Source organism: Apibacter sp. B3706 (assembly GCF_011082725.1).
Lineage (GTDB): Bacteria > Bacteroidota > Bacteroidia > Flavobacteriales > Weeksellaceae > Apibacter.
The window spans coordinates 1094888-1119595 of record NZ_CP049715.1; the positions used below are offsets into that span (position 1 = coordinate 1094888).

14 protein-coding genes are annotated in these 24708 nt (G+C 29.1%); 7 read left to right on the top strand and 7 right to left on the bottom strand.

What is annotated here, in order from left to right; translation table 11 throughout:
* Positions 1-11: 11 nt before the first annotated feature.
* The 5 genes from G8C41_RS04950 to G8C41_RS04970 all read right to left on the bottom strand — a co-directional run bounded on the left by G8C41_RS04950 (position 12) and on the right by G8C41_RS04970 (position 14976).
* Complete coding sequence (locus G8C41_RS04950; RefSeq protein ID WP_166006436.1) at positions 12-6158, bottom strand: dockerin type I domain-containing protein; 6147 nt, start codon at positions 6156-6158, stop codon at positions 12-14.
* A gap of 682 nt (positions 6159-6840) precedes the next feature.
* A complete protein-coding gene (locus tag G8C41_RS04955) occupies positions 6841-7503 on the bottom strand; it encodes a YiiX/YebB-like N1pC/P60 family cysteine hydrolase (protein WP_166006439.1) in 663 nt (220 codons plus the stop codon).
* 95 nt (positions 7504-7598) lie between these two features.
* Positions 7599-13508 (bottom strand): alpha-2-macroglobulin family protein, encoded by a 5910-nt coding sequence (locus G8C41_RS04960; RefSeq protein WP_166006441.1) that lies wholly within the window; start codon positions 13506-13508, stop codon positions 7599-7601.
* 318 nt (positions 13509-13826) lie between these two features.
* Complete coding sequence (locus G8C41_RS04965) at positions 13827-14216, bottom strand: DUF3037 domain-containing protein (protein WP_166006443.1); 390 nt, start codon at positions 14214-14216, stop codon at positions 13827-13829.
* Positions 14194-14976: a HipA family kinase gene (locus G8C41_RS04970; RefSeq protein ID WP_166006445.1), complete on the bottom strand. Its 783-nt coding sequence runs from the start codon at positions 14974-14976 to the stop codon at positions 14194-14196. The genes G8C41_RS04965 and G8C41_RS04970 overlap by 23 nt, the downstream gene beginning before the upstream one ends.
* Positions 14977-15258: 282 nt before the next feature.
* On the opposite strand from G8C41_RS04970, the gene G8C41_RS04975 reads away from it, so the two are divergent.
* The 3 genes from G8C41_RS04975 (at position 15259) to G8C41_RS04985 (ending at position 17515) form a co-directional block, all read left to right on the top strand.
* Entirely contained in the window at positions 15259-16338 is a 1080-nt protein-coding gene (locus G8C41_RS04975; protein ID WP_166006447.1) for an Mrp/NBP35 family ATP-binding protein, read from the top strand.
* A gap of 14 nt (positions 16339-16352) precedes the next feature.
* Positions 16353-16592 (top strand): NifU family protein, encoded by a 240-nt coding sequence (locus G8C41_RS04980; protein ID WP_105298136.1) that lies wholly within the window; start codon positions 16353-16355, stop codon positions 16590-16592.
* 137 nt (positions 16593-16729) lie between these two features.
* The gene (locus G8C41_RS04985) at positions 16730-17515 is read left to right on the top strand and encodes a DUF3108 domain-containing protein (protein ID WP_166006449.1); all 786 of its coding nucleotides are present in this window, start codon (positions 16730-16732) and stop codon (positions 17513-17515) included.
* A gap of 5 nt (positions 17516-17520) precedes the next feature.
* Here G8C41_RS04985 and G8C41_RS04990 read toward each other — a convergent pair whose 3' ends face one another.
* A complete protein-coding gene (locus G8C41_RS04990; protein WP_166006451.1) occupies positions 17521-18519 on the bottom strand; it encodes a hypothetical protein in 999 nt (332 codons plus the stop codon).
* Positions 18516-19082, bottom strand: coding sequence for an RNA polymerase sigma factor (locus G8C41_RS04995; protein WP_166006453.1), 567 nt, complete (start codon positions 19080-19082; stop codon positions 18516-18518). Before G8C41_RS04995 ends, G8C41_RS04990 begins: the two co-directional genes overlap by 4 nt.
* A gap of 176 nt (positions 19083-19258) precedes the next feature.
* Here G8C41_RS04995 and G8C41_RS05000 point away from each other — a divergent pair, with 176 nt between their 5' ends.
* The 4 genes from G8C41_RS05000 to G8C41_RS05015 are packed head-to-tail and all read left to right on the top strand — an operon-like array spanning position 19259 to position 24380.
* Entirely contained in the window at positions 19259-20338 is a 1080-nt protein-coding gene (locus G8C41_RS05000; protein ID WP_166006455.1) for a DUF6263 family protein, read from the top strand.
* 30 nt (positions 20339-20368) lie between these two features.
* Positions 20369-20596: a hypothetical protein gene (locus G8C41_RS05005; RefSeq protein WP_166006457.1), complete on the top strand. Its 228-nt coding sequence runs from the start codon at positions 20369-20371 to the stop codon at positions 20594-20596.
* Complete coding sequence (locus tag G8C41_RS05010) at positions 20583-23096, top strand: YfhO family protein (RefSeq protein ID WP_166006459.1); 2514 nt, start codon at positions 20583-20585, stop codon at positions 23094-23096. Before G8C41_RS05005 ends, G8C41_RS05010 begins: the two co-directional genes overlap by 14 nt.
* A gap of 3 nt (positions 23097-23099) precedes the next feature.
* Entirely contained in the window at positions 23100-24380 is a 1281-nt protein-coding gene (locus tag G8C41_RS05015) for a glycosyltransferase family 4 protein (protein ID WP_166006461.1), read from the top strand.
* Positions 24381-24708: the final 328 nt, after the last annotated feature.

Consider the following 24708-nt stretch of genomic DNA (forward strand, 5'->3'; position numbering starts at 1 on the left):
CATTATTTTTATTAATCGGTTACTAAGATTTTTCTTTTATATGTTTTCTTATAATTTCTAAATTTTTGTTCTAAAAAATAGATATATACACCTGGCGTGAGGTTGCTTTTGAATAAAGTATACTTACAATTTCCTTGATTTACCGGCAAATTTTTTACAACCTTTACTACCCTTCCTTGAAGATCATATAAAGTTAAATGAACATCTAATGCATTATCCGGAAGATAATACTTTATAAAAGTTTTCTCTGAAAAAGGATTAGGTGTATTAGTTACTTTATTCGATAAATCATTAGCTTCATTAGTATCATCAATATTTAATAATTTACCATTAATTTGGAACACAATTTCTTCGGCCTTTTCATTGGACAATAGTCCAGATACAATTTTACTACCTGAAGGAATTTGAGCTATGGGATGTTTTCCAACTTTAAGTCCATCTTTAGTGCTAAAGCATAGTATACTAATTAGTTCATGATTCTTAGAAACATGCAAAGTAAAATCTTTTGGATTTAGTAAGGATATTATATTTTCATTTAATCCACCTTTTAATCGAATATCAAAAGCTGAAACCGTTTGATCAAAATTTTCTAAATATAAAATGTTGTTTTCAATACTTAAATTATTAGTCAAGTTTCGAGAAGTTACTTCATTTTTAATTTGAGGATTTTTTTCTAAAGTATTGCTCTGAATCTGATTTACTAATAGTAATACATCCAGTAAATTTATATCAGAATCCTTATTTATATCAGAAGCGGAATAATTAAAATATTTAGGATAAATAGATTGCAAATAATTTAAAATTGTTTGTATGTCAAGAACATTAACTACTCCATCCATATTTGAATCTCCGTCTTTATATGTCAAAATATAGCTTATATTACTATATTTTGTTGTGCCTGATATCTGTTTTAAGGTTAACTCTTGATTGGTTGGAATATTCCATCGTTGAATTAAGTCTACTAATTTTATACCTTTTTCTGGTATAGTTATATTCTTACTGAAATCACCAATAGTGATCGAATAACTTTGATTAATAAATTTTTGTGATTTATGATCGTATCGATTTATGCTTGTATCTTTTATCACAGTTTGATCAGATAATGGTAATTTTCCTAAATCAATAGTTTGACGATCCAAAATGACTGTTACATTTGATGGAATTATTTTTTCAATACCATTTATACGGTTAGAAGAAAGATTTATCGATTTAAGTTTAGGTAAATCTGCTATTTCTTTCGGAATTATTCCGTTTAAATTATTGTCGGAAAGATTTATTTCAATGATATGTCCTTCATTATGAATTATCCCTTTCCAAGATTGTATATGTAGATTATTCGATGAAATATCCCATTTTTCTTTCCATTGATTACCGTTTGTTTTTTGGTATAGCTTCACCAAAGCTCGATATTCTTCGTCAAAGACCGGAGTGGTAGATTGTCGTACAATGCCTTTATATCGGTTATGTGAACCTGACGCAGAACCGTCTGATTGCCAAATGGCTATAGAAGCATTATCGGGTATTTCTGATATATTTATATCTGAGAAAATGACCAAACTGTCTTTAGCTGTACTTTTGGATATATTTAAATTATTAGCCTGTAAGTAAAATGTATTTTTAGCTTTGAAATCAGAATTTTTAGTATCGTATAAATTAATTTTATTTAGTTTAACGATAATTTTATCATCTTTTAATTCTAAATATTCATCTTTGCTGCTCTCTTGATTTCGTATATCTGCATTGTTAAAAGTTAATGGATGATCGATATCGGTAAAAGAATTATTCGATAAATCAAGCTCATTTATTTCTTTTAATTCATTTAACACTTGAGAATGAATAGTCCCGGAAAAATTATTATTAGATAAAATCAATTTTTTTAGTTCTTTTGATTCTGACAATGAGGCAGGAATGTTTCCGGATATTTTATTACTTAAAACATTTAAAATCTTTAATTTTTTTAAATTACCTAATGATATGGGTAATTCTCCTTCGATTTCGTTTGAGTTTAAATTTAGAACTTCAAGAGATTTCAATCCTGAAATTTCCTCAGGAATAGTTCCCTTCAATAAATTATTCGGTAAAGAAATGGATATTATATGTCCATCTTTAATTCCTACACCATACCAATTTTCTAAATGAAGATTATTTTTCGACACATCCCATTTATTTTTCCATAGAAATCCTAATGTAGAAGAATGAAACTTTTTTAAAATTTCAAATTCAGTAGCTTCCACCTGTCTACCGAAAGTTAATTTATCATAATATATGTTTGTGCCTTGTGCATATCCTTCCGTTTGTTCAATTCTTACCTTATCTCCATATTTTACTCCCCACGAAGCTATATCCTTAAAATATAACATTCCGTTATTAGAATACGTTGATCCCTTTCTTACATTATTAATATATATATTAAAAATATATTTTCCATTAAGGTTTGAAGATCCGTTGTTTATGGAGAAAACACAAATTTGCGGAAGTTTGATAATCAATTCATTAGTGCCCGTTTCTAATTCTGAAATTTTAATAGTTTGATTTTTAAAATTTATATTTGAAATTGCCCAATGATTTTGAATTAATGATTTTGGTAGGTCATGTATTTGATTTCCATCTAATTCTAATCTTATTAATTTTTCCATATTTCCTATAGTGGAATGTAATTGACTTATATCATTCTTACTTATAATCAACGTTTTTAATTTCCCCATTTCTCCCCAACTTTCAGGTAAAACTCCTTGTATTTTACATCTTGATAAATTTAAATATTCTAAATTCTTTAATTTCGATAGTACTTCCAAATTTGAATTGCTTATATCTATAGCATCTAAGTAATAGGAATTAAAATTTAAAATTTTTATGTATTCAAGGTTTATAATACTTTCCGGTAGTTTACCTTTTACATTATAAAAATAATATAAACTAAGTCCGGTGACATGTCCATTTTCTACTGTTACTCCACTCCATGGTATCTCATGTAAATTATTCTCCGTAATATCCCATTTTTTCCAACTAGAATAATATCCTTTCCAGTTCGCTCCATTAAGCTGGTTATAAATATCTACTAAGGCTTGGTATTCTTTTTCAGGTACTTTCGGTAATTCTATATTTACTTGAGAAAATCGTAGATAATTGTCTCCCATGTAGGTATTATTTTGTGTATACGTATCTTGATATAAATATAGATCATCTCCTTTTTTAATAGTGGATATTAAATTATTAGGGATCGTAACCACCCCTTTTTCTGATATTGGTAAATTCCCTCTTACTTTTTCTCCTCTTAAATAGAGTTTCATAGACGGTTTTTGACTGAAATCATTTTTGGCTCTGTCATATAAAAATAGTTGGGGTAAATTTATTTCTACATCTTCCCCTTTATATGTGAATAAAGGTAAAGTAATGGTTTGCTTTCTTAAATTGTAATCCGTTATGCTATAAGGTAAAAAACCCTCTATGGATGAAATTTGATTACTATAAAATTTTACTGTCTTTAAGCTTTTGATCTCTTCAAGTTCTTTGGGTACTTTTTTGAAATTATTATATGAAAGATCTAAATATTCCAAATTACATTTAGAAATTGACGGAGGTAATTCTTGTATTTGATTTCCATCTAATTCTAATCTTATTAATTTTTCCATATTTCCTATGGTGGAATGTAATTGATTTATTGAATTATATCTTACTTCTAAATGCTTTAATTTCTTTAATTCTCCCCAACTCTCCGGTAATGATCCTTCTATTTTATTCCCATACAGATATAAAACTTCTAAATTCTTTAATCCTGATAAAATACTCCAATCGGTGCCTCGAAAGTCTTTTTGTATATTCTCATAAGAAGATAAATTTAATATTTTTAAGTATTCTAAATTTTTTATGCTTGACGGTAGTTTGCCTTTTACATTATAAAAATAATATAAACTTAGTTCGGTAACATGTCCATTCTCTACCGTTATTCCATCCCATTTTACCTCATGTAAATTATTTTCCGTTATATCCCATTTTTTCCAACTAGAATAATATCCTTTCCAGTTCGCTCCATTAAGCTGGTTATAAATATCTACTAAGGCTTGGTATTCTTTTTCAGGTACTTTCGGTAATTCTATATTTAATTGGGAAAATCGTAGATAATTGTCTCCCATGTAGGTATTATTTTGTGTATACGTATCTTGATATAAATATAGATCATCTCCTTTTTTAATAGTGGATATTAAATTATTAGGGATCGTAACCACCCCTTTTTCTGATATTGGTAAATTCCCTCTTACTTTTTCTCCTCTTAAATAGAGTTTCATGGACGGTTTTTGACTGAAATCATTTTTGGCTCTGTCATATAAAAATAGTTGGGGTAAATTTATTTCTACATCTTCCCCTTTATATGTGAATAAAGGTAAAGTAATGGTTTGCTTTCTTAAATTGTAATCCGTTATGCTATAAGGTAAAAAACCCTCTATGGATGAAATTTGATTACTATAAAATTTTACTGTCTTTAAGCTTTTGATCTCTTCCAGTTCTTTGGGTACTTTTTTGAAATTATTATATGAAAGATCTAAATATTCCAAATTACATTTAGAAATTGACGGAGGTAATTCTTGTATTTGATTTCCATCTAATTCTAATCTTATTAATTTTTCCATATTTCCTATGGTGGAATGTAATTGATTTATTGAATTATATCTTACTTCTAAATGCTTTAATTTCTTTAATTCTCCCCAACTCTCCGGTAATGATCCTTCTATTTTATTCCCATACAGATATAAAACTTCTAAATTCTTTAATCCTGATAAAATACTCCAATCGGTGCCTCGAAAGTCTTTTTGTATATAATATGAGGATAAATTTAATATTTTTAAGTATTCTAAATTTTTTATGCTTGACAGTAGTTTGCCTTTTACATTATAAAAATAATATAAACTTAGTTCGGTAACATGTCCATTCTCTACCGTTATTCCATCCCATTTTACCTCATGTAAATTATTTTCCGTTATATCCCATTTTTTCCAACTAGAATAATATCCTTTCCAGTTCGCTCCATTAAGCTGGTTATAAATATCTACTAAGGCTTGGTATTCTTTTTCAGGTACTTTCGGTAATTCTATATTTACTTGAGAAAATCGTAGATAATTGTCTCCCATGTAGGTATTATTTTGTGTATACGTATCTTGATATAAATATAGATCATCTCCTTTTTTAATAGTGGATATTAAATTATTAGGGATCGTAACCACCCCTTTTTCTGATATTGGTAAATTCCCTCTTACTTTTTCTCCTCTTAAATAGAGTTTCATGGACGGTTTTTGACTGAAATCATTTTTGGCTCTGTTATATAAAAATAGTTGGGGTAAGCTTATTTCTATATCTTCTCCTTTATATGTGATTAGAGGTAAAGTAATGGTTTGTTGACTTAAATTGTAATTCGTTATGCTATAAGGTAAAAATCCCTCTATGGATGAAATTTGATTACTATAAAATTTTACTGTCTTTAAGCTTTTGATCTCTTCCAGTTCTTTCGGTACTTTTTTGAAATTATTATATGAAAGATCTAAATATTCCAACTTACATTTAGAAATTGATGGGGGTAATTCTTGTATTTGATTTCCATCTAATTCTAATCTTATTAAATTTTCCATATTTCCTATGGTGGAATGTAATTGATTTATTGAGTTATACCTTACTTCTAAATGCTTTAATTTCTTTAATTCTCCCCAACTCTCCGGTAATGATCCTTTTATTTTATTCCCATACAGATATAAAACTTCTAAATTTTTTAATCCGGATAATACATTCCAATCGGTCCCTTGAAAGTCTTTTTGTATATAATATGAGGATAAATTTAATATTTTTAAGTATTCTAAATTTTTTATGCTTGTCGGTAGTTTGCCTTTTACATCATAAAAATAATAGAGGCTTAACTCTGTTATATGACCATTTTCTACTGTTACTCCATCCCATTTTATTTCATGTAAATTATTTTCCGTTATATCCCATTTTTTCCATGAATTGGATCCACTCCAATTCGAACCGTTCAATTGGTTGTAAATATCTACCAAGGCTTGGTATTCTTTTTCAGGTATTTGATTGCTAGAAGAGTTATAATTAAAAGTTTGTGATATACTATTGTTTTGAAAAATTAGATAACAAATAATAAATTGTAAAAAGTGTTTCATAAATCAATTATTTTATATAAATAAACTTAACAAATAATTAAAGCATTTAAATATATAAAATAAAAAATAAATTATATTTATATACAATAATTATTATATAATTTATACAAATATAAAATAATTATTAATTTATATCTGTTTTTATTTAAATTTAATTTTAAATATCATAAAAAATTTATAATATCACTAAAAATCAACCATAATAAAATATATTTTTATATATTATTTATGTAATTTTTTAATATTTATATTATATAAACAAAAGTAACATGTTTAACTAATTAATAAATAAAGGTATTTATTAAAAAAAATTGACATAAATCCATGAAATGAAAGTGAAGATTTTTTTTATCTCATTATAGTGTATTACTAAATTTTAAAAACTAGATTAGATCTTTAAATTTTATCCAATTTAGTTGGATGAACAGTAAGAATATTGAATGGTATATATAAATAATTTTTTATTAATATATGTAAACTATCAAAAAATCTATAAATTTTTGATACCAATTAAATAAACTACTTAAAGGTAAATGAAGATTATTGAACTGTATGTATGATAAATAATTTAGCTGAGGAAAGGAGATTGAAATAATTTTAAGATAAATTTAATTTATTTGTTAAATTAATGATTTACAAATGAGAATTTATTAATGATGTATGTAAAACCTCATATTGATATCTAGGGGTTATAATAATAAACGATATCGATGACATCAGATTTGGACATAGCTCCCGGATTAATTCCTAATTCTCCTTCCGGAATAGGAATTCCTAATTTTTGAAAATGACTTTCCCAATACGGAATAAATTTTCCTGTATCTAAGGATTTAAATGTCATTACATTTAAAGGAAATACTTCTTTATTGTCATTGGATATATACAAAATTTTATATATAAGCTCTGAACAATAGTATTGATCATTAGTTAAATCAAAAGCGTCATCGTATTCTTTACCTATTAATTTTTGAGCTTCTTTTATCGCTTGTGGAATCAATTTTTGATAGGGTGCTTTCAATCTTCCAACAACAGAAATGGGCGGTTTATTTTCATATTTTTTTGGAATTAAAAATTCTTCCAGCGGTGTAATTTTTACTTTGGGATGAGTTGCTTCAATTACATTAAATGATTTTGTAATAGAATCTTTATATACCATTCCAACATGGGTAAAATTATAATTATCTATGCCTGAAGTAACCTGTTTGATTGCGCTATCCATATTTTTAGCATAGGATTCTTGAAATAGTAAATCTCCATCTTTTAAATCAAATGTAAATGAACTATAACTTTGTGAAAAAACAAAACAAAATTGATATATAACGATTAGGCTAAAATACTTTTTCATAGAATCTATTTTTCGATACAAATATAAAAAACACATAATAGTTTATGTGTTTTTTATATTTTTTTAAGTTTAAATTAAAATTTAAACATTTTAAATCAGTTGATTGTTATATAATCTACACCACTATGAGCGGACATTTCAGGCGCATAGACGGATTGCACTGAAGTAAACCCGTTTGAAAATTCTCCTTTATTAGTAGCTCTTACCTCATATTCAAACACATACGTTCCTTTTCTTATATGTTCAAAGAAAAAATTAGTAGATGAATCGCGGGTACTTTCATAATAACTTAATCCGTTTTGATATTTATACGAAGAAAAAATATTAACTGGTTCAAACCCTGATGCTCCCATATCTTTAATATGAATAAAATACATATCACGATCTGCTTTTAGTATCAGTCTTACAGTAATTACATCACCGATGGATATATAATTTTTACTCGTAATTTCCTGTAATATAAAACCTTGATCGGATACCGTTTTTTTAAATAATTTTTTCTGTATTTTAATTGCATTTCCTGCATCATTTATTTTATCTAAATCTTCAATATATTGATAATATAATCCTCCCCAAGCTATACCGGGAGATGTTTTCTCAATTTTTATATCTCCTATTTCCGATTTCATTTGCTCAGAATTCCATGTTTTTTTAAAATATCCTGTAGTTTGAATCAAGGAAGCATCGACTGATGGATAAATTTGCTTGTTTCCACTAAAAATGCTCACATTTTTTTCTCCTTCAGACCAATCTTTTCCAAAATTCAATAAAGCATACAAAGCATTAGTTGTAGCTTTCGTAGAGCCCCAAGAATTAGTCTGTTTATTACCTAGCAGCCAAATTTTCATTTCTTCTACAGAATTAATATCCCGGGGAGTTACCTCTGCAAAGGCTTCTATAATTTTAGTTTGAGATTCGATCGGTGTTTGGTATCTGGACCAACCGGCTAGATTATCTTTCCAATACATACCTGTATTTTCTGATTTCACCGATGTTTCTTTCAAATTATGAAGCACAGTTTGCGCTGATGTTGTATATCCAAATCTATGCAAAGTGACGGCCAACATCGCTTTATTTTGTGTATCTAACTTTTTAAAATATTTTGTAAAATTTCTGTTAATCTCTTTACTGTAGTTTTCTGTTTCTAACGGTAATGGATAACGATCTTTCCAAAAACTTCTTACATAATAATACTGTAGTAAATCGCCCTCCTCTCCTGTTTTTTCCATTTGATTTTTATGGATATAATCCAAAGCGTTTTGATCGGAATATGCAATAGCTTTTTTAATCACCTGTCCCAGATCATTCGGTATATATGTCGAATACTGAATGCCCAACATTTTTCTGAGTTGACCTATTCCGGCAATAATATTATCAGTTATATATGCATTAGAATTTCCTCCTTCAAACCAAGCAAAACCACCATCAGGATTCTGCAAGTTTTTAAGTTTATCTAGAACTTTAGCATTTTCTTGAGCCATTTGGTTTAAATCGAACAGCAAAGAAATTCTCTTTTTCTCTTCGGTTTCATTTTCACCGGTACGTATCCAAGGGGTTTCTTCTAATAGTATATTTTTCAATTCTTGATTCTTTTCTAAATTGGATATGTTGATCCCTTTAGAATTCCAATCATTTAATACATTTTTAATATTCGGAACGGTATTTACTATAAAAGAGGCCAATACATTCCCATATAAACGACTAAACACTTGCTCCGAATTTTCATAGGGATATTCCTTTAAATAAGGAATGGTAAATATAGCCAGCCATACAGGGTTACTAGCAACCTCCAGATTTAAACTTAATGGAGATAAGGACTTTGAAGAATGAGTACTAAGCTTATCTAAATGATATTCTTTTGTTTCATTTTCTTTTATGTTGATAGGTATAGATTCGGTGATTAATACCCTATCGGAAAGTATGGGAAGTACACTTTCTTCACCATCTGAAAAATTACCTGCATTTGCAACTATGCGTAAACTGACGGCTTGAATATTTTTTGGAACTTTAATTTTCCAACTTACTTCGGTATTTTTAGAAAGTTCTGCTTTGAAAGGTATAACAGGGGATAAATTATTAAATGTATTATCTACCGATTTTTGAGTCAATGCATCAAAAAGAAAAAGCCGTGCATTTCCTGTTATATTTTTTCCGGTTAAGTTATTAATTTTTGTACGTATCGTTAGTTCATCTCCTTCTCTTAAAAATCTGGGAAGATTAGGCACCACCATGAGATCTTTCTGAGTTTGTGCATGAAATTCGGCTGTTCCCGTATGTAAATCTTTGGTGTGAGCTAAAATAAGAAGTTTCCATTGAGTTAAAGCCTCCGGTGAGGTAAATGAAAATGTAACGTTACCTTTCTCGTCTGTATAAAGATTAGGATAAAAGAATGCGGTTTCTTCTAAATTCGTACGATATTTAAATTGAGAAAGATTCTTTTCTACATCAGCATCTTGATTTATTATCTTTTGTATACTATTTCTTCCTATAAGTCCATTTTCCAAATTTGAATCGGATTGCATATAATCAGCGTTTTTAGGAATGGCAATTGCAGAAGTAGCTACCACTTCCCCATCGTATAAAGTGCCTATGGATATATCCTTCAAATCAACATTTTTTGGGTTTTTATAAATTAAATTAGGTAACTTTTCTGATAATCTGTTTGAAATGAGATTATAACCAATGGTAGAAGCCGATTGATATAATACCCCATACGTATAATATTTCCAAGGAGTGAATGTGAAAGTAGTTGGAGCAAATTGATCTAAAGACTCGTCGTACATTGTAGCCAGTACTTCTGCAGCAATTTTATCTTTATCATTCCCGCTAATAGTCAAAGTCCAAGTTTCTTTTTGTCCAGGAATTAGCTTATTTCTAAATACATCAGTTTTAATTTTTAAGTCTTTAGGTTTTTCAACAACCTCAATTTGAAAGCTTTTTACTTGATATCCATTTTCATTAACCAAATAAGTTAAAACAAATAATCCATCACTAATAAAATTCTTAGTTGCCATAAAGGAATAGGTTCCTCTACCTTTAATTAAAGGTATTTCTTTATGTACTATCCATTTCCCGTTACTTTCCAAATGTAAAACGGCTGTTGAATTTTTTAAATCAGAAAAAAAGTTGAGTTCAATTTTTTCTCCTACCTGATATGATGATTGAGAGGCATTCACGCTAAAATATTCATAATCTGATGATTTTAATGTTTTATCATCTTTTATTTCAATAATTCTTTGAGTTTTAACGGTATCAGTACCCAATACAGTTTCAGCTTCCACTAAATAAAATCCTTTTGATAATGGAGAAGAAAGGTTAAGAGTATCAGATATTTGAGTATCAAATTTATAGGTATTTATTTTTTCTTTTTTCCATGCCGAAGGGTCCTGCTCATCTTTAGCATAAGGTAAATGTGGAAAATAACGTACAAATGATTCTTTATCGTATAATTGATATTCCGGAACGAATGCCAATTTATTTGGAAGAAGTATTCTGGATGGACCTTCTAATTTATATAGGTTAACCATCCCTTGAGCATATACTTTTACCTCATTTAAATTAGTTGATTGTATGATTAGTTTAGTAAAATCTTTTTGAGTGGATACATCCGGTGTATGTAAGGTTAGTTGCAGAGGGATATCTCCCAATGTAATTTTAGTTTTTTTAGTTTGGGTTTCTCCGGTATCATCTGTAACATCTACGGTTAAAATATAGGTATAATATCTATATTCATTATCCTTTTTAACATCTTTAGCCTTTGCGAGATAAGAAATTGTAAAAGCTCCCTCTTTATCTGTATTTACTTCTCCATGTGCTATTATTTCGGATTGATCTGAATAAGGCATGGGATAATACATCCTATATAAAGGTACTAAACCTTTTCTTTCAACCCTGTAAATAACTTTTGCATCAGAAACAGGCGATCCGTTATATGATAACGCTTTACCTTTACTTTCCACCTGTTCATCTAGTTTATAATTTCCTGAAAAATCATCAAATGTGATTTCAAATTTTGGTCTTTTGTATTCTTCTACTGAAAAATAATGAGTATCATTACTGAAATTGGAAGATATATAATAATTTCCTGTCAAACCTTCTTGAGGCAGAATAAACTCTCCAAATATACTTCCGTAATCATTTGTAGTTAAATTTAATGTTGAAATTTCCTGTCCATTCGCATTATTTAATGATAGAGTCACTTTTTGCTGTTTTACTACTAAGGTTTTATCCTTATCTTTAGTATAAAGTATTACTTTAAAAAAAACTTTTTGTCCGGGTCTATAGATGGATCTGTCCGTAAAAAAAGCACTCATCTTTTGAATATCATTTTTAATTACATCACTTTCATCATTGTACATGCTTGAAGGAAGTTTCATATAGGAATGTGAAGAAGGAATATATATATAAGTATCTCCAAATTTTGAGCTGAGTTTAGATAAATCAAAAAGTCCGTGTGAATCGGTTGTAATGGTATAGGGCTCAAGTAAATTTTTTGAATCTATATTTTTATTTTGTTTTTTGTATACAGTTATAGATTTAGTTGGATAAACCTTTCCCGTTTTACGATTTAATAATTGAAATAATGGATTTACATATCTTCCTAATTTAACAATACTCCAATCATGGACCATAAAGTATAAGGTTCCATTGAACTCTGAATTTAATTCTTGATTGGGTATAAATGATGAATTTGTTGACAATTCCAACATATAATTTCCTTCGGAAAGACCTTCCAATTTATTTAACGTGGAATGAGTCTTAAAATCTGAAAACGACTTCCATTCCAACACACCATTTCTGATCTGTTTTTTATTTACCATGGAATAAATTCCATTGGATATAAATTCTGAATTAGTCGAATTTAACATCGTATTAGTATCCGTATTTAGCTGAAAAATTCGATAATAAACTTTATTGATATTAGTAGCTTCTATTATCAACGGGATGTTTTCATTTGGTAATTGAACTTCATCCAATGAGGCATTGAGGGATATTTTTTGAATTTCTTCGATAAGATTTTTACAATTTACAGTCCACGGATTATTTTCAGAATAGGTAACATTTTTACAAATTGAATATGCTTTTTCTTTATTTGAATTCATATTCATACTCGCAGCTTTGTAATATAAATAGGCGGAAAATTTTTGAGTCGGATAAGAATTTGCTAAATTCTCTATTAAAGCTGCTTTTTTCTTCAAAGTTTCAGAAGAATGAATAGTATTTTCAATTTGTTTTAATTTAACGTTTAGAAAAGCTGATTTATCCGGATCATTTTTATGAAATTCGTATAAATCTTTATAAAGATCGTTAATTTCTTCTTCTTTATTCTTTTTATCCAAAGACCCCTTGGTATCTGTTGTATTCTGCGTTAAAATAAACTCGCTTGGTAAGTCGTTTTTTTCTAACGCATGGATATATCGAAACACTAAAATATCGTATAAAGTAGGATATAATTCTATATCTTCATCTGAATTTAAAATGTTTTTCCAATGTAATGTTTTTTCTTTCTTATGTAATTGATCATTTTTAATGGATTCTTTATACAAGGAAAAACTCTTTTGCATGAGTTGATGGGTGGACCAATCGCTAATATCATTGGAATGAAATTCAGTTTCTATAATATTTCTTCTTTCCCAACGAGTTCTAATTGAATAATCTTCATAAATTTTTGCTAACATCGATTTTGTTAAGGACAAAGTAATCCCTTTAAAAGAATTCATTTCCTTTTCAAAATTTTGGATTACAAGTTTGTACGGATCATTATCTTTATCCTCTTGAGTTTGAGATAAGATTAGATATTGATATATCAAGGAATTAATAATTTCCGAAGAATTATTTTCTTTTTTTGCCTGAATGTATAGTTGATTAACTTTAGGAAGTAAAGATTTAAACTCTCCATTCTTCATTTCTAAATCAATTTCCTTCCATTCTTTATCATAATTGATAACTTGTGCCATACCTATTTGAATTATCCAAAAACTTAAAAATAAAAAAATCGATTTCATATGATTTTATTTCAAATTATAAAATATCTATTGTTAATTTATTACAATAAAGATGCTTAAATTACTAAATTCCATAAAGATTGTATATAATTTTTTAAAAAATTAATCTTATATATGGATAAAAAAACAATAAACTTAATTGATAATATGATATAATATTCTATAAATTATATAATACAATAAAAAAAGCTAAGGAACAATTATTCGTATTAGAACTAATTATCTTACTATGATTGCTAAATTTTAGCGTAAAAATTACATATAATTTTAAATGAAAAGATAAATGAAAATGATCTTTGTGTTAACAAGCAATTTGTTTTACATTACCAATTCGTTAAATAATTTTAAAAATGTTTGATTAAGATCCGAAGAAAACCCGGGATGTGGTCTGGATGTTTGAATCATAGTACTTCTTTCAGAAGTTAGCCAACGAAATCTTTCTGCAATACCCATAGCAGCTATGCCTCGTCCTGAAGAATCTCCTATACTAATTTTTTTAAATGCTTCCAACGCATTTATAATACAATCAATATCAAAAGTATTATCTTTACTAAAACATTTTATTTTCTCTTGATCAACTATATATTCGACTTTGATAAATTTAGCTTCTTTTGAAAACAAAATAATTCCCACATTTATAAATTCTTCTCTTTCAACTTTCGGCACCAATCGTATGACGGAATATTCATATAATCGTTTTTCTTGCATTATTTGCTTCTTTTATAAATAGTTGTGAATTATTTAATCTGTTAGAAAGGAATTCTAGATAAATATTTTTTATATCCTGTGTGGATTCTTCGGAACTTCTCCAATCTAACCAATCATCGGGTATTAAATTTACTATTTCACCGATTTTTTCTAAACTTATTAGTTCTTTGCACTGTTGATCTATTTCTTCGAGGTGCGAGGCAAAAGGTAATAACACATGGTTTTTAATTTCGGCAAAAGGTGTAACCGATAATCGTTCCCAGTTTATCCAAGAATGATGAAAATATAAGGAAGCTCCCATATCAATCAGCCATAATTCTTTATGCCAAATAAGCATATTGGTATTTTTAATCGTTCTGTCAATATTAGTTAAAAACGCATCTAACCATACAATTTTTGAGGCTAGATAGGAATCCACCTTTGTAACCACCGGATCATAAGTTAACGCTCCTGACAAGAAATGTAAACCTAAATTTAATCCTCTACTTGCTTTAAGTAAATCTTGTATTTCTTCATCAGCTTCCGTACGACCAAACGCTTCATCTAAGTTGATAAATACTATTTCAGGAATGTTCAATCCTAACAATCTCGCAATTTCCCCTCCAATTAACTCAGATATTAAAGCCTTAGTTCCGTGTCCTGCTCCCCTGAATTTAATTACATAATTAAACCCGTCATCAGCTTCTGCCAAGGCAGGTAAGGAACCTCCTTCTCTCAACGGGGTAATGTATCTTGTAACGTGTACGCTTCTCAGTTCCATAGTGAATGGGTTATCCTTGGTAAAGTTACATTTTTTTCTAACTATTAATTTTTATTAAAAATTAAATTTTCACTCAACATAAGTTTTTATCCTGGCTTAAAGTCAAATTAAATCTGAATACCCTTTACTAGGCAAGTTAAAAATTTAATTATACTTTGATTCATTTAAACTATTCAACTATAGATTTTCTTTAGTAAAAAGTATTCATAAATCCATAAAGATTAATACATTTGTACAGACAATAAAAAGGAATTATACTTTTTTATTTTAAGAAAATACAAGATGGCAAGTAAAGAAGAAATTAAAAACTTTTTGAAGGAAATAGAGGTTGATGACTTAGTCAGGAATGTACAAATTATGGGTGATACCGTTATCATCGATATGCTTTCTCATTCACCTGCCCTACATGAAAAGAAAAGAATGGAAACAGCTATGCATACAGCTTTTGAACAAAAGTTTGGAAAAGATGTACAGCTTAAATTGAATATTTCAGTAGAAGTACCGGAAAAAAAAGATTCCAGAGGAAATGCTATTCCGGGTATTAAAAATATAATTGCAGTTGCTTCAGGAAAAGGCGGTGTCGGAAAATCTACCGTTGCATCCAACTTGGCAACAGCCTTAGTTAAAATGGGATTTAAAGTGGGCTTATTGGACGCTGATATATACGGACCTTCGGTTCCTACCATGTTTGATGTTACCAATGAAAAGCCTTTATCAGATAATAATAAAATTATACCTGTGGAAAGTTACGGAGTAAAGCTCCTTTCATTAGGATTTTTTGCAGGAGCCAACCAGGCGGTTATTTGGAGAGGAGCTATGGCTTCCAAAGCGATCCACCAATTACTTCATGATGCCAATTGGGGCGAATTGGATTTCCTTCTTATAGACCTTCCTCCGGGAACCGGAGATATACATCTATCGATCGTACAAGAAGTTCCCGTAACCGGATCCGTAATCGTTAGTACACCGCAACATGTGGCCCTGACCGATGTAAAAAAGGGGGTGGCTATGTTCCAAATGCCCGAAATTAATGTACCTGTTCTTGGTTTAATTGAGAATATGGCTTATTTTACACCAAAAGAATTACCGAATAATAAATATTATATTTTCGGAAAAAAAGGTGTTAAAAAATTAGCTGAATCTATGGACCTTCCTTTCCTAGGTGAAATTCCTATCATACAATCCATCAGAGAGGCTTCTGATTACGGAAGACCGGCCGTATTGCAAGAAGATGAAATGGTATCCGGAATTTATATGAACTTGGCTAAAAATATGATAAGCAGCCTGGTCAAAAGAAATGAAGATTTACCACCTTCAGAAGCGGTAAGAATTACAACAATGGCAGGATGTTCCAACAATTAATTTTATTATTTTACATGCAAATGAATACATTAACAGACAGAATAAATCAAGCATTAGAAGAAATTCGTCCTTTTTTAATGTCCGATGGCGGCGATGTTAAACTTATAGAAATCAAAGATAATAAGGTTTTTGTAAGCTTTACCGGCGCATGCTCTGATTGTTCAATTAATCAAAGTACATTAAAATTAGGAATTGAATCAACTATAAAAAAACATGTACCCGAAATTGAAGAAGTAATAAGTATAAGCGAATAAAAAATTTAATCCTGCTCTTTTGTTATTTAATTTTTGGCAATAAGTTTGATAGAATTATGATATTTTAATCTATTTTTATATTAATTACTTTTATTTAATAAATGTTATGAGCTATAACTAATAACCAAAAATTTGGAATGAAAAAATTATTTACGATAGTAGTTACGTTCTTATTCTTTTTTATATTTATATCAGCGGATTATTCAACGCCCTCTCCTACTCAATTTAAAGACGGGGAATATTTAAAGTACAGGATTCATTATGGTTTTTTAAATGCCGGATATGCTACTTTTACCACAAATTTGGTAACATATAATGAAAAAACTCACTATCATGTTGTTGGTAAAGGATATTCTACCGGTGCGGTAAAATTATTTTTTAAAGTGGAAGACCTATATGAAACTTATATAGATAAATCCACTATGCTTTCTTCTAAATTTATACGTAAAATTCGCGAAGGTTCCTATGTAAGAGATCAAACGATGGTCATTGATCATACGAATAAAAATATTACTTATACCAATAATAAATCCAATACTTCCAAAACCTATAATTATACGGGAGAAATGCACGATATGTTATCTGCATTTTATTATTTAAGAAATATGAATACCGATAATTATACAGCGGGCGATTATATTAATCTTAATATATTTATGGATGGTGAAACTCTAAATTTTAAACTTAAAATTTTGAATAGAGAAACAGTCTCTTCAAGTTTTGGAAAAGTAAAATGTTTAAAAATCAGACCCTATGTCCTTGCAGGAAGAGTTTTTAAAGAGAAAGAAAGTGTAACTATGTGGGTAACCGATGACTCAAATCATGTTCCAATTCAAATTAAAGCTGAATTAGCCGTTGGATCTTTAAAAGCCGATTTAAGTAGTTATAAAAATTTAGAAACTCCAATTAATTTTAGTAAATAATCAAGTTATCTGACAAAACGATATATTCCTTCTCCTTCCGTCCAATTGCTTCCCGATTTAATTAATTTAATGATTCTATTAGCTAATTTATCGCAATTGGATTGAAGAATGTGTATTTTCTTCGGTCTGCCTTCTTTACTTACAGTAAATCCAATAACTATCTTAACTTCATTAGTATCACATTTTTCTTTTTTAACCAACAGATTTTTATAGATATAGGTATTGAAATTGTCCCTTCCTATAGTGGGCTGAGATTCAAAACTTTTATGTATAATACCATAAGATTGTGAATCTCTTATTAAAGAATCGCCTGAATAGATTTGATCTGTTTCTTGATCAGTTTTGTTGAGTTTTTTTACCGGTTCAAGAGAGGTATCTCTATTCATTGTTTTCAAAGATAATAACGGTTCCTCAACTTTTTCTTGACTGAGTTCAGCGCTTATATCCCGGTGTGCAATAAATTTATTTTCAAAGGTATCGGTATCTTCTTCGATTGATTCCGGTTCTATATTTCGAATAAATTCTTTAGGATCAATTTTTTGTTTCAATGTATGATTAGATACGATAGTCAAAGGTTTACTTTTATTTTGTGATTTTACTTTGAAAGTATCGGAAAAATCCTTCTTTTCATTGTTTGAACTATTGTTGTATTCATTGATTGCAAAGGGAATATTCGTATTCTTGTCGTTACTTCCTGATTTTTCATAAGCGATTAAATTTCTTTCCTTTCTTTGACCGTTTGTTAATTTATATAGTATACTTATACTGACTAGAAGAACTAATCCGGCAGCTACGACATAAATTGGAAATATATTCTTTCGAGGATTCGTTTTATCTAAAATTTTTCTTTCAAGCTTTTTAATATCCTTATTTGGGTCTCCTTGAACTTCTTCATAACCCTCTAAAGCTTCTCTCAAAAAGTCATCCTTCATGGATTGCCTTTCAATATCTCTGGCATCTTTACCTCTTTTTCTACCTCCTATATAGTTAAGTAAATTTTTCATTTAAGATTTTTTTCTAAACAAAGCTTTAAATTTCTTTTACCGTTCTGTATATAACTTTTAACACTTTTCAAGCTGTATTGAGTAGCATCACAAATATCCCTATACGATTTATCTTTGAAAAAAAACATTTCAATGGATGTCTTTTGAGGTTGAGGTAGCCTGGATATACAATCTTCTAACATTTGATATTTTTTATCATCATTATTTTCATCCAATAAGTCCCAAACATCCTCAGATTGCACATTTTCCATAGCATGATCTATATTTATTTCTATACCTTCTCTTCTTAATTGTTGTAAACAATAATTTTTGGAAACTGTATATAACCATGATCCGAAATAATCTATTTTATAATTTAAAATTTTAGGAAGTAAATTTTCAAACAGTTGCATTACTGCATCTTGGGCTTTATGTTCATCTTTTAAATATTTAAGGCAAAGTCCATATTGTAAAGGAATATACCTGCTATATAATACACCAAAATATTCGATATCTTGAGTTTCCCTATATTTATCTAAAAGCTCTTTGTCTTTGTATGTCTTAAGTTCTAAACGATTTTTCAAAAATCCTCGAATAAATAATATTTAACGCTAAAATACAAATTAATTAGCCTGATAGAATTTTCAAAATATATAATTTTCAAAATTATTGTAAACAACTGAGAAAAAACTTAGGTTTTTCCGAGCTTTATCATTTGTTTACTAATTATCTTTAGTAAATTGCAGAAAATTTTGACGTAATGAAAAAATTGTCAGTAGTATCTTATTTGTTTATATCTATTTTATTGGGTGGTGGTCTTGTATCATGCAAAAATGAAGAAAAATCCAAACAATTACCAGATACTTCCATTTCAAAAAAAGATGAAACAAACCGTTCAGGAATATCTTTGAACACGGAATCAACTTTACCGAGTAATGATACTAATAAACAAGAAAAAAATAGTCCTGAAATTATAACCGGTATCTATCAAGATGCGGATAGCCTTTATCACCTTAGATATATTCTTGAAAAAGGTAAAACCTATTCTTTTAATTCAAGAGAAATTAATAAGCAAACAGTAACTTTTAGAGATAAAAGTCAATCTGTTTCGCAAGAATCCATAGATCCAATAAGCTTTACGGTATTAGATATCAAAAATGATATATATACCTTACAAGTATCCATGGGGGGCAAAAAAGTTATTACTAAAGCGGATGGTAAAGTAGTGGTATTTGATACTAACGGTAAAAAACCGGAAAATCCCGATCAAGCAAAATTGTGGAAAATATATAGAGCAATCAGCAATGTTACTTTTACATTAACGATGGATATTTACGGAAATGCTTCAAACATAAAGGGTATGGATGCCATTTATGAAAAAGCAAAATCAACCTTAAAATCCGAATTGAAAGGAAAAGAACTGGAAGATTTTATTAATGCTTTTAAATTGGGTCTGAATCCTGAAACTTTTAAAGCACAATTTGAAGGTTCCATTATGAAATTTCCATCTAAAGGATTAAAAATTGGAGAGAAATGGAATTCTCATCCGGAATTGAAAGACCAAGGGTATAATCAGTTAGTAAAAGTGGGTGACAGTTTAACTGAAGTTCGTATTCAGGGAACTTTACCTTCTAAAACAGATTCTAAAGTGGTAGAAGGGATAACTTATAAATTGTCTGTAAAGGGAACTCAAAGTGGAAAAATTATCATAAATAATAAATCCGGTTGGATTTCCAATGCCAATTTTACTATGACTATTACGGAAACCAAATCAGCCAGTAAAGGTGATGAAACTGAAAAGGTGGTGCAGAAATCTGTAAATAACACGTATATTAATTGATAGGTTACTAATTAATTTATATATTTATCGATGGGAAGATTAATTGAATTTATATTTTTTGCCACAGTTGCTTATTTTGTTTTTAATATTTTAAATAAAATTTTCTCGGGTACTCGTGCAAAAAAGAAATATTCCAGGTCCAAGCCCCATCAATTTAATAACCAAAGAAAAAATTCTTCTCCGAATAAGGGTATTAAATGGGATGCAGAAACAGTTGATTACGAAGAAGTAGAAACTAAAGACAATGAAAAAAAATAGTTATTTTTTGCCGGTTGTAGGATGTTTGCTTTTTTTTGTCATCCTCTCCTTTATGTATTTTAGTCCATTATTATCAGGTAAATATATTTCTCAACCTGATATCATCCATTATAAAGGCGGCGCGCATGAATTAGAAGAGTATCGATCTATTCATGGAGAAGACACCTATTGGAGCAATTCCATGTTTGGGGGAATGCCCACCTACCAAATGGGAGCTAATTATCCTTCAGATATAATTAAAAGTATCGATCGTTTATTAAGAACTTTTCCTACTCCCGCCAGTTATTTATTTTTGTTGTTATCCGGTTTTTACTTGTTAGGTATGGTATGGTTAAAAAATTGGAAATATGCTTTGTTGGGAAGTATTATGTTCTCTTTTTCAACCTATTTTTTTATCATAATTGGAGCCGGTCATAATGCTAAAATTCATACGATAGCCTATTTTGCGCCATTTATTGCAGGTGTATATTTACTGTATCAAAAAAAATATGTTACCGGATTTATTCTTACCACTTTATTCTTATCGTTACAAATTGCAGCAAATCATCCACAAATGACGTATTATCTGTTTTTAGCTTTAGGAATTTTTGGTTTGATTGAACTTATTCACAGCTTTAAAACGAAAACATTAAAATCTTTTGGTATTTCTTCTGGCTTTTTTCTTCTGGCAATTTTACTGGCGTTAGGAATGAATTCTACCCGTTTACTATCAACCTATGAATATTCAAAGGAAACTACGCGAGGAAAGTCAGAATTAACTATAAGTAAAAATAACGTTTCCTCTAATCAGGGTTTAGATACAGATTATATTACTCATTGGAGCTATGGCATTTTAGAGACGGCAAATTTATTTGTTCCTAATTTTATGGGAGGTGGTAACAATGAAAAAGGATTTAAAACCTCTAATCTTGAATCATCTTTACGGGAAAATATTAGATCACAGGAAGAATATACTCATTTTCAACGTGCCTTTAATGGCTCTTATTGGGGAGAGCAACCGGGTACCGTAGGCCCTGCTTATCAAGGTTCTGTAGTCATATTCTTAGCCTTTTTAGCTTTATTTTATTATAAAGGGAGATATAAATGGTGGTTAGTTGCAGCAACCGTTCTAAGTTTCTTTTTAGCTTGGGGTAAAAATTTTGGGATCTTTACTGATTTTATGATTCAGTATTTCCCATTATATAATAAATTTCGAGCTGTTTCTTCCGCTCTCGTGATTGCTGAGTTTACTATTCCTTTATTAGCTTTATTGGGTACGTATTCATATTTTATGGATGAATCTCTTACCCAAGTTTACAAAACTAAAATTTTATATATAAGTTGCGTTTTTATATTGGTTATATTATTACTTCTATATGTATTAGGATTACAAATATTTAGCTTTCATACTTCTTTAGAAGGTAATGCTATAAAATCTGAAATATTAGAAGCAATTAGAAAAGATCGTTTTGCCCTTTTCCAATCAGATATTTTACGAACTTTTTTCTTCGTTTTAGTTTGTTCTGTACTTCTTTGGGCTGCTCAAATTAAGTCCTTTAAATCAAGTTATGCGGTTTTAGCTATTGCCGCATTATCTTTAGTTGATTTATGGGGAGTGGATAAACGTTATTTAAATGATGATAATTTTGTGGACAAACAATTTTATAAAAATCCTTTTCCTACTCAAGTAACAGAAAGTCAATTAGAAAAAGCCCAAACCGATCCAACCTTGGCTCGTATTGTCAATGCAGCACCTATTAACCAGGCATTAGATATAATTAAACAAAACGATCATGCTCATTACAGAGTATTCAATTTGTTATTAAGTCCATTTAATGAAACTAATACCTCTTATTTTCATCAATCGATTGGTGGATATCATGGTGCTAAATTAAGGAGATATCAAGATTTAATAGATTTTTATTTATCGGACAGCTTAAATTTACCTATACTTGATATGCTTAATACTAAGTACATCATCACTGCCGATTCTATAATCAGACCTATTCCTAATCCTAATAATAATGGAAATGCTTGGTTTGTAAATGAAATTGTTTTTGCCAACAATGCCGATGAGGAATTATTAGGATTGGGAAAGATTGATAACAAAAGAAAAGCAGTCATAAATTCAAAATATAAAAAAGACCTTACCATAAAATCTTCCTCTGATAGTTTGTCTTCTATAGAATTAAAAGAATATTTACCGAATAATTTAACCTATGTTTCTAATAGTAAAGAGGAAAAAATAGGAGTTTTTTCGGAAATTTATTATCCACATGGTTGGAAGGCTTCAATCGATGGAAAAGAAGTTCCTATTTATAGAGCCGATTATACGTTACGTGCCTTAAAAATACCTGCAGGAAAACATACTATAAATTTTTCCTTTAATCCTCCCGTAATTCAAAAAGGAAAATATATAACTCTGGGCACTTGTCTTCTTTTTGTAATCATAAGCACTATATTATTGATATATGACTACAAAAAAAGAAGTAAATCCGCTGAGATTTCAAAAGCTTTGTAAGACATGTGTAAAAAGGTTTTGATCATTTCCTATTATTGGCCTCCGGCCGGAGGCCCAGGGGTACAAAGATGGTTAAAATTTACAAAATATCTACCGGAATTCGGTATTGAACCTCATGTTTATATTCCCGAAAATCCCTCCTATCCTATTTTAGATCCAAGCTTGGTTGATGAAATAAATCCAAAAATAAAAATTATCAAAAAACCTATATGGGAACCGTACCGTTTAGCTGAGAAACTCACCAAGAAAAATAAAGATTTTAAAGCCGGTCAATTTGAAACCTCTATAAAACAAGGCATTTTATCCAGGGTTTCCGTATTCATAAGAGGAAATTTTTTTATTCCCGATGCTCGTATGTTTTGGATTAAACCATCGACTAAGTTTCTTGAAAAATATATGAATGAGTACGATATAGATACTTTAGTAACAACCGGACCTCCTCATAGTATGCATTTAATAGGATTAGGATTAAAGCAAATAAAAAAAGACAAAATCAAATGGATCGCCGATTTTAGAGATCCTTGGACTCAAATTTCCTATTACTCTCAACTAAAACTAACTAAAAGATCAGATCAAAAACATAAGGAAATGGAAAAAGAAGTTTTTCAAAATGCCGATCTGATTCTTTCGACCAGTTATACAGATAAAGAAAATTTTAAAAAATTAGGAGCTAAAAATGTTGAATGTATTACTAATGGTTTTGATTCAGAAGTAAATAGAGCAGATGAACCAACTTCTGTATTCACCATTTCATATGTAGGGATGCTCGAGACGCTACGAAATCCCACTAATTTATGGAAAGTATTAGCGGAATTAATTTTAGATAATCCAACATTTGCTTCTCAATTCTGTTTAAAATTAGTGGGAAAAATTTCTGATTCTATTATAGAAGAGTTAAATAATTCGGCTTTAAAAAATAATTGGGTCAATATAGGCTATTTACCTCATGTTGAATCGATTAAAGAAATGAATAATTCTAATTTATTGCTATTAACCAATTTTAATAATATAAAATCCAAAGGTATCATTCCGGGTAAATTATTTGAATATTTAGCAACAGGTAAAACCATTTTATCTATAGGACCACAAAATGCTGATGTTGAGAAAATTTTAATTGAAACTGAATCCGGTAAACATTTTACTTATAACGATCACGATCATCTAAAACAATTCATTTTAACCGAATTTAAAAGTTGGAAAAGCAATACTGCACATGTTCCCTCAGCAAAAATTTCCAATTTTCACAGAAAATTTCTGACTGAAAAATTAATTAAATATTTATAGAAATTATCCCAAATAATAATTACATTTTCTTCATTATAAAAATTTGAGAATGAAAAAAATTATTATTGAATACAATACAATTTTTTATAGATTATTATCTAAACAAGTAAAAATAAAATGTACTTAAATCAATATATATAAATATTTATAATAATCTGTAAATTAAAGAATTAAGAATTATAAGCAAACGACTTAACTTTTTTATATTGTACATTATTATTAACTTCTTATCTTTTTGCATACACTTTCCTCACTATAAATTCATTTCTAACGATATAATCGATTAACTGCTTAAGTTAATCATTTACAACAATTTATAACGAAATAG

Bases quoted from the DNA above. Each gene is read 5' to 3' on its own strand.
- G8C41_RS04950 (WP_166006436.1), bottom strand. From the start codon at position 6,158: ATGAAACACTTTTTACAATTTATTATTTGTTATCTAATTTTTCAAAAC.
- G8C41_RS04955 (WP_166006439.1), bottom strand. From the start codon at position 7,503: ATGAAAAAGTATTTTAGCCTAATCGTTATATATCAATTTTGTTTTGTT.
- G8C41_RS04960 (WP_166006441.1), bottom strand. From the start codon at position 13,508: ATGAAATCGATTTTTTTATTTTTAAGTTTTTGGATAATTCAAATAGGT.
- G8C41_RS04965 (WP_166006443.1), bottom strand. From the start codon at position 14,216: ATGCAAGAAAAACGATTATATGAATATTCCGTCATACGATTGGTGCCG.
- G8C41_RS04970 (WP_166006445.1), bottom strand. From the start codon at position 14,976: ATGGAACTGAGAAGCGTACACGTTACAAGATACATTACCCCGTTGAGA.
- G8C41_RS04975 (WP_166006447.1), top strand. From the start codon at position 15,259: ATGGCAAGTAAAGAAGAAATTAAAAACTTTTTGAAGGAAATAGAGGTT.
- G8C41_RS04980 (WP_105298136.1), top strand. From the start codon at position 16,353: ATGCAAATGAATACATTAACAGACAGAATAAATCAAGCATTAGAAGAA.
- G8C41_RS04985 (WP_166006449.1), top strand. From the start codon at position 16,730: ATGAAAAAATTATTTACGATAGTAGTTACGTTCTTATTCTTTTTTATA.
- G8C41_RS04990 (WP_166006451.1), bottom strand. From the start codon at position 18,519: ATGAAAAATTTACTTAACTATATAGGAGGTAGAAAAAGAGGTAAAGAT.
- G8C41_RS05000 (WP_166006455.1), top strand. From the start codon at position 19,259: ATGAAAAAATTGTCAGTAGTATCTTATTTGTTTATATCTATTTTATTG.
- G8C41_RS05005 (WP_166006457.1), top strand. From the start codon at position 20,369: ATGGGAAGATTAATTGAATTTATATTTTTTGCCACAGTTGCTTATTTT.
- G8C41_RS05010 (WP_166006459.1), top strand. From the start codon at position 20,583: ATGAAAAAAAATAGTTATTTTTTGCCGGTTGTAGGATGTTTGCTTTTT.
- G8C41_RS05015 (WP_166006461.1), top strand. From the start codon at position 23,100: ATGTGTAAAAAGGTTTTGATCATTTCCTATTATTGGCCTCCGGCCGGA.